The 11429-nt window shown below is 66.6% G+C and carries 8 protein-coding genes; 7 read left to right on the forward strand and 1 reads right to left on the reverse strand.

What is annotated here, in order from left to right; translation table 11 throughout:
* Positions 1–13 precede the first annotated feature (13 nt).
* A complete protein-coding gene (gene ggt, locus LGY53_RS15845) occupies positions 14–1954 on the reverse strand; it encodes a gamma-glutamyltransferase (RefSeq protein WP_225727435.1) in 1941 nt (646 codons plus the stop codon).
* 258 nt (positions 1955–2212) lie between these two features.
* On the opposite strand from ggt, the gene LGY53_RS15850 reads away from it, so the two are divergent.
* The 7 genes from LGY53_RS15850 to LGY53_RS15880 all read left to right on the forward strand — a co-directional run bounded on the left by LGY53_RS15850 (position 2213) and on the right by LGY53_RS15880 (position 11414).
* Entirely contained in the window at positions 2213–3313 is a 1101-nt protein-coding gene (locus LGY53_RS15850; protein ID WP_225727436.1) for a hypothetical protein, read from the forward strand.
* Positions 3314–3340: 27 nt separating this feature from the next.
* The gene (locus LGY53_RS15855; RefSeq protein ID WP_225727437.1) at positions 3341–4039 is read left to right on the forward strand and encodes an HAD family hydrolase; all 699 of its coding nucleotides are present in this window, start codon (positions 3341–3343) and stop codon (positions 4037–4039) included.
* A 39-nt stretch (positions 4040–4078) separates the two neighbouring features.
* The gene (gene uvrC / locus LGY53_RS15860; protein WP_225727438.1) at positions 4079–6103 is read left to right on the forward strand and encodes an excinuclease ABC subunit UvrC; all 2025 of its coding nucleotides are present in this window, start codon (positions 4079–4081) and stop codon (positions 6101–6103) included.
* A gap of 136 nt (positions 6104–6239) precedes the next feature.
* Entirely contained in the window at positions 6240–7193 is a 954-nt protein-coding gene (gene rapZ / locus LGY53_RS15865) for an RNase adapter RapZ (RefSeq protein WP_225727439.1), read from the forward strand.
* Positions 7190–8236: a uridine diphosphate-N-acetylglucosamine-binding protein YvcK gene (gene yvcK, locus LGY53_RS15870; protein ID WP_225727440.1), complete on the forward strand. Its 1047-nt coding sequence runs from the start codon at positions 7190–7192 to the stop codon at positions 8234–8236. The genes rapZ and yvcK overlap by 4 nt, the downstream gene beginning before the upstream one ends.
* Positions 8233–9210 carry a DNA-binding protein WhiA gene (gene whiA, locus LGY53_RS15875; protein WP_174867631.1) on the forward strand — a complete coding sequence of 326 codons (978 nt, stop codon included), beginning with the start codon at positions 8233–8235 and terminating at the stop codon, positions 9208–9210. The genes yvcK and whiA overlap by 4 nt, the downstream gene beginning before the upstream one ends.
* Before the next feature lie 572 nt (positions 9211–9782).
* A complete protein-coding gene (locus tag LGY53_RS15880; protein ID WP_225727441.1) occupies positions 9783–11414 on the forward strand; it encodes a GMC oxidoreductase in 1632 nt (543 codons plus the stop codon).
* Positions 11415–11429 lie beyond the last annotated feature (15 nt).

The following is an 11429-nucleotide window of genomic DNA, read 5'->3' on the forward strand; positions in this document are numbered from 1 at the left end:
GCCGGAACCGGACCTATCGCACGTCGCCGAGGACGATGCCCTCGCGGCGGGGGTCGGCGCCGCCGATCCAGCCGTCGCCATCGCGTTGTAGGGCGCTCAAGCCGCTCGACTGCTCATCGACCGAAACCTGGTGCCCCAGTTCACGAAGGCGCAGCACCAGCGGATCGTGATCGCCCTTGTCGGTGGCGTTGATGGCCGGATGCTCACCGCCGATACCGGTGACCGGGGTGTTCGCCGCACCGAAGGCGACCTGGGAGACCGACTGTTGCGGATCCAGGCCCCAATCAAGCAGGCCGACAAGGGTTTTGACGACGAACTGGATGATCACCGCGCCGCCGGGCGAGCCGAGCACATCGACCAGTTGGCCGCGGGAGCCGTCGGGGGCGCTGTCGAAGACCAGTGTGGGGCTCATCGAGCTGCGCGGGCGTTTACCGGGCTGCACGCGGTTCGCGACCGGTGTGCCGTCGGCGGCGACCGGGCTGGCGTTGAAGTCGGTGAGCTGGTTGTTGAGCACGAAGCCGTCGACGATGTGGAAGGACCCGAAGGCCGATTCGACGGTGGTGGTCATGCTCGCCGCGTTGCCGTATTTGTCGACGACCGAGATGTGGCTGGTGCCGTGCTCCGGCGGCTGCGGGCCGGTGCCGAGCGGGACCGGGCCGAAGTCGCCGGGCTGGGCGGTGCCCATGCTGTGGTTGCGGTCGATCAGCGCGGCGCGCTTCTTCAGATAGTCCTTGTTGAGCAGGGTCTGCTGCACGTCACCGGGTAGCGGGATGAAATCCGGGTCGGCGATGTACTTGTCCCGGTCGGCGTAGGCGAGCCGCTCGGCCTCCGAGATCAGGTGCACCGCATCGGCTTTCGGCTTACCGCCGTTGCGGTCGATATTGTCCGGCTTCAGCGCGGACAGATCGAAATTCTCCAGTATGCCGAGTGTCGCGGCGACGGTGATGCCGCCGGAGGACGGACCGGGCATGCCGCAGATCTGATGCGTCCGGTAGGTGCTGCACACCGCGGTGCGCTTCTTGGCCTGGTACTTCGCCAGATCGTCGGTGGTCATGACGCTCGGCGTGCGCCCGCCGGAGGCGGTGGTGGCCGCCGCGACGACATCCTTCGCGATCGCCCCGGTATAGAAGGCGTCGGCGCCGTCGGTGGCGATGGCGCCGAGCGTCTTCGCCATGGCCGGATTGGTGAGCACGGTGCCCGCCTTCTTGGCGGTGCCGTCCGGGTTCAGGAAGTAGGCCTTGGCATTGTCGTCGACCGCGAGATCCTTTGCCGAGTCGGCGATTTGGCTCGCCATCCGCGGGCTGATCGGGAATCCGCCGTCGGCCAGCTTGATGGCCGGATCGAACAGATCCTTCCAGGCCGTCTTGCCGTGATCGCGGTGTGCGAGTTCCAGCATGCGCAGCACGCCGGGGATGCCGATGGATCGGCCGCTGGCCCGGGCATTCGGCTTCGGCACGGTTTGGTCGGCGTCGCTGACCCAACGCAGATAGTTCTCGGTGGCGGCGGCCGGTGCGACCTCGCGGCCGTCGTACGCGTCGATGTTCTTGGTATTCGCGTCGTAGTAGAGCATGAACGAACCGCCGCCGATCCCGGAGGCCTGCGGTTCCACCAACCCCAGCACCATCTGCGCGGCGACCAGCGCGTCCGCCGCGGTACCGCCGTTGCTCAGCACCTCGCAGGCGGCCTTGGTGGACACCGGGTTCGCGGTGGATACCGCATAGGTCTTGGTGCGCACCGCGGTCATGCCGGAGCGGTAGCCGGTGGCGATCTCCGGGTTGGTGCTCAAATCCTTCGTCGGGCCCGCGCCGGCCGAGGCGGCGGCCACCGGCGTTCCGTTGGACACCACGGCGCAGGAATCCGCCTTGGCCTGATCGGATGAACAGCCGGTCACCGTTCCCGCCGTGAGCAATAGCACCGCCGCGGCGCCGATCCAGGGTATTCGTGTCCTTCTCATGGACGCCGACTTTAGCCCGGCTCCGCGACACTCCGAGCGATTATTCCGGTTGCCGCATACTGTGGCCGAACCGTCAAAAACCCTCGCGCGTAGTCCTTCTCGACGGACCGGCGCGGGGATTGTACCGTGAGGGTAGCTGCTCGAGAGGAGGGGCGGGGGTTGATGCGACGGGCTTCGCGAGCATCGCTGGTTGCCGCGCTACTGGTTGGTTTGCTGACTGGATGCGGAGGCGTCAGGGGGACGCCGAGGGCGGCCGAGGTGGATGTGCGGAAATTCGATGTCGGCAGTTTCGCGGTCGATCGCTACCACTACAAACAGGATGGTGGCGATAAGAGCGCGCTGCTGGAGGGCATGCGGATGTCCGAGGCGGTCGCGCCGTCGGTGGCCATCGATCCGTCGCTGGTGGTCGGCCGCGGCAGCAGTGTGCTGATCGACCCGAAGGACGCGGTCGCCACGGGTGCGCTGTCGAATTCGGCGGAGCCGGTGCTGCGCAATCGCGGCATGGTGGTCGGTTACGCGGTGAGCGGTGCGGACAAACCCGATCCGCCCGGCAAGGATGTGCCGGGCCCGGATGCCACCGCGCTCACCATCCGGGTGCTGCGCTTCCCGGACGAATCCGTCGCCAAGGTGGCCGCCCGCGAGGTGAACGAGGCCGACTTCGATGTCGCCTCCGGCCAGAACCGCAGGCTCAGCCTCACCCAATACCCGGACGCCTACATCCACTACCGGCCGGGCGTGCCGAATGTCGGATTCTTCATGGCCTACAAGCAATTCGTGCTGGTCGGCTTTATCGCGCGGCCGACGGCGGTGGAGAACGACCTCACCGATTGGGTGCGCAAGGCGCTGGACGCGGAGACCGCGACGTTGAGCAAATTCCAGCCGACGCCGATCGACAAGATCAAACAGCTGAAGCAGGATCCGGATAATCTGCTCGCGCGGCTGGTGGTGGACAAGCGCCGCGACCGCGAGCCGGACCTGACCCGCTTCGCCGTATACGGGCCGAGCTGGCTCACCTTCGTCGCGCCCGATCAGGCGGCCCGCCGCAAACTGGAGAGCGATACCGGCGTTGACGCGATCGGCCTCGTCGACAACGGGACCATCATCAGGGTGCGCGACGAACAGGCGGGCCAGCAACTGGTTTCCGGGCTGGCCGCGCAGCTCACCGACTACCAACCGTCCGCGACTCCGCAGAACGCGCCCGGCACGAAGTGCCTGACGTTGAGCGCGAACGCCAACGATTGGAAGACGCGCTGCTACGTCGCCTACAAGCGGTATGTGGTGCTGATCAACAGCGATGACGACGGCGAGGTGCGCACCAAGGTGCCCGCAGAGTACGCCCTACTGGCAAACAGCCTATGAAACGATGACTTTCGGTACGCTGGCCGCGTGACGATCGAGGCGGTGCTATTCGACTTCTCCGGCACGGTATTCCGATTGGAGGAGGACGAATCCTGGGACGTGGATATGACGGCGGCCGACGGCCGCGCCTTCGATCTGCACGAGAAGGCCGAGCTGATGCGCCGGATGACCACGCCGGTCGGCCAACTGGTCGAATTCGACGAGCGCGGCCAATATGCCTGGGAGAACCGGGATCTCGATCCGGAACTGCACCGGCATGCCTATATACAGGTGTTGCGTAAGTCCGGTGTTCCTTCGCTGGAGCAGGCGGAGCGGCTCTATCGGCGCTCCATCGATCCGAATTCCTGGAAGCCGTATCCGGATCTCGGCGAGACCTTGGAACTGCTTGCGGCGCAGGACATTCCGGTCGGCATCGTGAGCAATATCGCATTCGACATCCGACCGGCCTTCGCGGCCCGCGGCTGGGATTCGCTGGTGCGGATGTTCGCGCTCTCGTTCGAACTCGGTGCGGTGAAACCGGATCCGCGCATCTTCCGCGCCGCCCTCGACAAGCTCGCCGTCGATCCGGAGGCCGCCCTCATGGTCGGCGACAGCGCCGAGGCCGACGGCGGCGCGACCGCGCTCGGCTGCGCCTTCGCGCTCGTCGACCCGCTGCCGACCGCTGAGCGACCCGACGGCCTGCTGCGGGCGCTGCGCGCGCACGGACTCACCGGCCGAACCGGCTGAGCCGGAAGGCTTGTCGGACCGCCGCACTAGTCTGGACGGGTGGCAGATCCAGCGACGTACCGGCCCAAGCCGGGCACGATTCCGGTCGAACCCGGCGTGTACAAGTTCCGCGACGCGCATCGGCAGGTCATCTACGTCGGTAAGGCGAAGAGCCTGCGCAGCAGGCTGAACTCGTATTTCGCCGATGTGGCCGGGTTGCATCCGCGCACCAGGCAGATGGTGACCACCGCGGCCAGCGTCGAATGGACCGTCGTCTCCACCGAGGTGGAGGCGCTGCAGCTGGAATACAACTGGATCAAGGAGTTCGATCCCCGGTTCAACGTCCGGTATCGCGACGACAAGTCGTATCCGGTGCTCGCGGTCACCCTGAACGAGGAGTATCCGCGGCTGTTCGTCTATCGCGGGGCGCGCAAGAAGGGCGTGCGATACTTCGGCCCGTACGCGCATGCCTGGGCGATCAGGGAAACCCTCGATCTGCTGCTGCGCGTCTTCCCGGCGCGCACCTGTTCCAACGGAGTCTTCAAGCGGCACAGCCAGATCGGGCGGCCGTGCCTGCTCGGCTATATCGATAAGTGTTCGGCGCCGTGCATCGGCCGGGTGTCCGCCGAGGAGCATCGCCGCATCGTCGAGGATTTCTGCGACTTCCTGGCCGGGCGCACCGATCGCATGGTGCGTGAGCTGGAGCGGCGCATGCACGAAGCCGCCGACGATCTCGATTTCGAGACCGCGGCCCGGCTGCGCGACGATGTGCAGGCGCTGCGCCGGGCGCTGGAGAAGCAGGCCGTCGTGCTCGGCACCGGCACCGATGCCGACGTAATCGCCTTCGCCACCGACGAATTGGAGGTGGCGGTGCAGATCTTCCACGTCCGCGACGGCCGGGTGCGCGGGCAGCGCGGCTGGGTGGTGGACAAATCCGGTGACGCCGTCGACGATCCGGAGGCGGGTGGCGAACTGCCCGCGCTGGTCGAACAGTTCCTCACCCAGTTCTACGGCGAACAGGTCGCGGTGGCCGTACAGAGCGCCGATGAGCAGCCCGCGACCGTCGTTCCGCGCGAGGTGCTGGTGCCGGAGCTGCCCGCCGACGCCGAACAGGTCCAGCAGTGGCTTTCGGCGTTGCGCGGTTCGGCGGTGCAGCTGCGGGTGCCGCAGCGCGGGGACAAGAAGGCGCTCGCCGAAACCGTGCAGCGCAACGCGCTGGAGGCGCTGGCGCAGCACAAACTCAAGCGGGCGGGCGACCTCACCTCCAGATCGGCCGCGCTGCAAGACATTCAGGACGCGCTGGAGCTGGACAGCGCGCCGCTGCGCATCGAATGCGTCGATATCAGCCACGTGCAGGGCACCGATGTGGTCGCCTCGCTGGTGGTGTTCGAGGACGGGTTGCCGCGCAAGTCCGAATACCGGCACTACGCCATCAAGGAGGCCGCGGGCGACGGCCGCTCCGACGATGTCGCGAGCATCGCGGAGGTGACCCGCCGCCGATTCCTGCGGCTGCGCCGCGACCGCGACGCGCTGGAGGCCGCCGAACTCGCCGAATCCGCGGGCGACACCATCGAATCCGGTGCTGACACCGCGGAACTCACCTCGCGCCCCGGTATCGATCCGCGCACCGGGCGGCCGCGTAAATTCGCCTACCCGCCGAATCTGTATGTGGTGGACGGCGGCGCCCCGCAGGTCGCCGCCGCCGCGGAGGTGCTCGACGAACTCGGCATCACCGATGTCGCCGTGATCGGCCTGGCGAAGCGACTCGAAGAGGTGTGGGTGCCGGGCGAAAGCGATCCGGTGATCATGCCGCGCAACAGCGAGGCGCTTTTCCTGTTGCAGCGGGTGCGCGACGAGGCGCATCGTTTCGCCATCACCTTCCACCGCAGCAAACGATCGCGCCGGATGACCGCGTCCGCACTGGATTCGGTGCCCGGCCTCGGCGCGACCCGCCGGACCGCGCTCGTCACGCATTTCGGTTCGGTCGCGAAGCTGAAGGAGGCGACGGTGGAGCAGATCATCGAGGTGCCCGGCATCGGCGTGGCAACGGCGAAGGCCGTGCTCGCCGCGCTACACGGTGAATGAGGCGAAGCAATTCGGCAGTGGCTTCGCCTATCGGCGCACCTGAGGTTTCGGTTTCGCGTACGTTGTGTGTCTGCGCCCGATACCGGAACCGGTGCGGGATGATCGAGAGGCACCTCAGACACGGATCCGGTAGGACATGACACGCGTCGAATCGAACAAAAGTGCGGGAAGTCCGCGCCCGACCACCCCGGGAGGTGGACTGAACTCGCAGGTCGAAGTGGTGATCGTGACCGGGCTCTCCGGTGCGGGTCGCGGCACGGCGGCCAGGGTGCTGGAGGATCTCGGCTGGTACGTCACCGACAATCTGCCACCGGAGCTGATCGGCAGGCTGATCGAACTCGGCGCCGCCACCGAACCGCCGATCCGGCGGCTCGCGCTGGTGATGGATGTGCGCAGCCGCTTCTTCACCGGTGATTTCTCGGTGGTCACCGAACAGTTGCGCGCACAGGGCGTCTCGACGCGCGTCCTGTTCCTGGAGGCGTCCGACGACGTACTGGTGAAACGCTACGGTTTCGCCCGGCGCAGGCATCCGCTGCAGAGCGAGAGCGCCGACGGCACGCTGGTCGCCGGCATCGCCGCCGAACGGGTGCGCCTGTCCGCCGTGCGCAAGGCGGCCGATCTGGTCATCGATACCACCGAACTGTCCATCCATCAGCTGCACCGGAAATTGGAGGAGGCGTACGGCGGCGGCGCACCTGCCGCGCTGCAGCTGACCATCCAATCATTCGGTTTCAAACACGGAGTTCCCTTGGACGCCGACATGGTGTTGGATGTGCGTTTTCTACCGAATCCGCATTGGATTCCGGAACTTCGGGAACATACCGGTCAGGAGTCGGTGGTCAGCGAGTACGTATTGTCCCGCACCGGCGCGGACGACTATCTGCGTACCGCGCATCACCTGGTCGACCTGACGACGAGCGGGTACCGCCAAGAGGGGAAGCGATACATGACGGTGGCAGTCGGCTGCACCGGAGGCAGACATCGCAGCGTGGCGATCGCCGAGGCGCTCGGTGAATTGATCGGCGCGGATATCGGCGAGGGCGTCGTCGATGTGGTGCGGGTGGTCCACCGGGATCTGGGGCGCGAATGACCGGCTGGGAAGCGAATCCCGCCATCGTCGCACTCGGTGGTGGGCACGGGCTGTACGCCACGCTCACCGCGGTGCGCCGGTTGACGCGGAAAATCGTTGCGGTGGTTACGGTTGCCGACGACGGCGGCTCATCCGGCAGATTGCGCGCCGAACTCGGCGTGCTACCGCCCGGCGATCTACGGATGGCGCTGGCCGCGCTCGCCGCGGATTCGGAAGGCGTCTGGACGACGACGGTGCAGCATCGCTTCGGCGGCACCGGCGCGCTGGCGGGCCATTCGGTCGGCAATCTGATTCTGGCCGGGCTCACCGAGGTGCTCGGCGATCCGGTCGCCGCGCTCGACGAGGTCGCCAAGATGTTGCGGATCACCGGACGCGTACTCCCGATGTCGCCCATCGCCCTGGATATAGAGGCGGATGTGTCCGGGCTGGAGGCCGATCCTCGCGTGAGCCGCTGCATTCGCGGTCAGGTTGCGGTGGCGACGACGCCGGGCAAGGTGCGGCGTGTGCGGCTGATTCCGTCCGATCCGCCGGCCAGTCCCGAGGCCACCTCGGCGATCGAGCACGCGGATGTCGTCGTGCTCGGCCCAGGTTCGTGGTTCACCAGCGTGATCCCGCACGTCCTGGTGCCGGAACTGCGCGACGCGCTGGTGTATACCAGGGCACGCAAGGTGCTCGTGCTGAATCTGGCCGCGGAACCCGGCGAGACGGCGGGGTTCTCCGCCGAACGACACCTGCATGTATTGTCCCAGCACGCACCGGAATTCGCGGTCGACGACGTACTGGTCGATTCCGGGTCGGTGCCGGAGGGACGCGAAAGAGAACATGTGGCCAGGGCTGCCGAACAGTTGCGGGCGCGAGTAACCTTCTCCGATGTCGCCGAAGCGGGTACGGCCCGGCATCATCCCGGAAAGCTTGCCGCCGCACTGGATCAACTGATCCGGCAACCTCGGCCACACATGGCAGGGCTTCGAGTCGAGGGACGGCACATGGGTCAGGATGTGCGTTCCGGGTTGGGTGGAAAGGAGCGCGTCTCGTGGCGATGACAGCCGATGTGAAAGACGAGCTGAGCAGGCTCACCGTATCGCAGGTGAGTTCTCGCAAGGCGGAACTGTCCGCGCTGCTGCGGTTCGCGGGCGGCCTGCACATCGTCGGCGGCCGAGTGATCGTCGAGGCCGAGGTGGACATGGGTTCCATCGCACGGCGGCTGCGTCGGGAGATCTTCGAGCTATACGGCTATGGCTCCGATGTACACGTGCTCGGCGCGGGCGGTCTGCGCAAGACCTCCCGCTACGTGGTGCGTGTATCCAAGGAGGGGGAGGCGCTCGCCCGGCAGACCGGTCTGCTGGACGTGCGTGGGCGGCCGGTGCGCGGGCTGCCCGCCCAGGTGGTCGGCGGCAGCATCGCCGACGCCGAAGCCGCTTGGCGCGGTGCGTTTTTGGCGCACGGTTCGCTCACCGAACCCGGACGTTCGTCGGCACTGGAGGTGAGTTGCCCCGGCCCGGAGGCGGCGCTCGCGCTCGTCGGCGCGGCCCGGCGGCTCGGCATCACCGCCAAGGCGCGTGAGGTGCGTGGCACCGACCGCGTCGTGGTGCGCGACGGCGAGGCCATCGGCGCCCTGCTCACCAGGATGGGCGCCCACGGCACCCGCTTGACCTGGGAGGACCGCCGCATGCGCCGCGAGGTGCGGGCGACGGCCAACCGGCTCGCCAACTTCGACGACGCGAACCTGCGCCGTTCCGCACGGGCCGCGGTCGCCGCGGCCGCCAGGGTGGAGCGCGCGCTGGAAATCCTCGGCGAAGACGTGCCGGACCATTTGGCCGCCGCGGGCAAGTTGCGCGTCCAACACCGGCAGGCGTCACTGGAGGAACTCGGCCAACTCGCCGACCCGCCGATGACGAAAGACGCTGTGGCGGGAAGGATTCGGCGACTGCTGTCGATGGCCGACCGGCGCGCGAAGGAACTGGGGGTTCCGGATACGGAGTCGGCGGTGACCGCGGAGTTGTTGGACGAGGCGTAGGGGTTTGCGAGCGGTCCGGTCGGGATCGGTTGGCCGGGATGTCGTGAAAGCCGGGGCGCGGCTGGGCAATTCGTTGTCCGGTTCGCGCCCCGGTTCCGTTCAAGGCCGGGGCGATTTCGGCCTGAGCGGACAAAATCAGCGCGAATAGGCGGAAATCCGGCGGAAATCGCGTGGTTTTGTCCGCTCAGGCCGGATGCCGCAGCGCCAGTGCGGAGATCAGCCCGGATTCACCTTTGAACACGTAGGTAACGGGTTCGCGCGCAGCAATTGGCTCCCCGCACAAGCTATTGCTTGCGCGAGAACCTGAAACCTACGCGGGAACAACGCCATCCGAGGCGGGGAACCGGAACGCCGCTCGCCGACGTACCGCGCACCCACCTCGGGCGATTCAGCCGTCGTAGCGGCGCGACCATTTGCTCGGCGTACCGATTAGTCCGATCAGCCCTGACAACCGTCCGGTTCGGCGGCGCGATGTGGCCGCGTCTGGGGAGACATTTACCCAGACGCCCACCCCTAGACCCCTACCCCGGCCTGTATAACAGGTTCTCATTAGCAGTTAGTGGGAACCTCAAATGAATAACGAAAACGTCCACAGGACAAGCGGATACACCGCATTCAATCGCCGTCGATTCATAGCAGGAACAGGTGTCACCCTAGCGGCGCTAGCACTCTCGGCTCGTCGGCTGGCGGCAGCGCATGCGGATATCCCGCCGGGGGCGCACGTACCGGCGCTGATCATCGGCAGCGGGTACGGCGGTGCGGTCGCGGCATTGCGGCTGACTCAGGCCGGGATCGACACCCATATCGTCGAGATGGGGCAGAGTTGGACGACGCCGGGCTCCGACGGCAAGATTTTCTGCTGCATGTTGCAGCCCGACCGTCGGTCGTTCTGGTTCCGCACCCGCACCGACCAACCCGTCGGCTGGTTTCTCGGCGGCGATGTCAACAAAGACATCGAATCCTATGCGGGAGTGCTGGATTCGGAGAATTTCGGTGCCATGCGGATATATCAGGGGCGCGGTGTCGGCGGCGGCTCGCTGGTCAATGGCGGTATGGCCGTGATTCCGAAGCGTTCGTACTTCGAGCAGATCCTGCCTTCGGTGAATTCCGACGAAATGTACGGCACCTATTTTCCGCGTGCGACGGCCGCGCTCGGGGTGAACACCATGGACAGCGCGTGGTTCGAGAGCACCGACTGGTATCAGTTCGCGCGGGTCGGCCGCGACGACGCCGAGGTGGCCGGATTCGCGACCACATTCGTGCCGAACGTCTACGACTTCGACTATATGAAGCGGGAGGCGGCCGGAACCGCGACCAAATCGGCGTTGGCCAGTGAGGTGATCTACGGCAACAACTACGGCAAGAAGAGCCTGGACAAGACTTATCTGGCCGACGCGGCCCGCACCGGAAAACTCACCATTTCCCCGCTGCACACCGTCACCGGCGTGGTTCCGGCGCAGGGGAGTGGTTACACCGTCACGATGACGCAGATCGACACCTCGGGTGCGACGGTGGCGACGAAATCCGTGACCGCCGACCGGGTGTTCTTCGCGGCGGGCAGCGTCGGCACCAGCAAACTGTTGGTGGCGATGAAGGCGACGGGCAAATTGCCGAATCTGAGCGACGCCGTCGGCGCCGGATGGGGTAACAACGGCAATGTGATGGTCGCGCGGGCGAATTCGGCGTTGACGGGTGCCGACCAGTCGGCCATTCCGGCGATGGGCATCGATAACTGGGACGATCCGGCGGGTCCGGTTTTCGCGGAGATCGCGCCGTTTCCGGCGGGCACCGAACTGTGGATCAGCCTGTATCTGGCGATCACCAAGAATCCGAACCGGGCGAAGTTCACCTTCGATACCGGTACCGGCAAGGTCGGCCTCGATTGGACGGCGGCGCAGGCCCAGCCGTCGATCGACGCCGCGAAGCGGGTTTTCGACAAGATCAACAGCGCGGCCTGGACCACCTATCGGACGGATCTGTTCGGGCCGTACAAGATCTGGGGCGACGACTTCTGCTACCACCCGCTCGGCGGATGCCTGCTCGGCGCGGCCACCGACGACTACGGTCGGCTGAACGGATATCCGGGCCTCTACGTCGTCGACGGTTCGCTCGTTCCCGGCAGCGTCGGGGTGAATCCGTTCGTCACCATCACCGCGCTTGCCGAGCGCAATATGGCCACCATCGTCGCAACGGACCTGCGCTGATTGCGACAGATTGTC

The sequence above is a fragment of the Nocardia sp. JCM 34519.1 genome, from assembly GCF_020361265.1.
Lineage (GTDB): Bacteria > Actinomycetota > Actinomycetes > Mycobacteriales > Mycobacteriaceae > Nocardia > Nocardia arthritidis_A.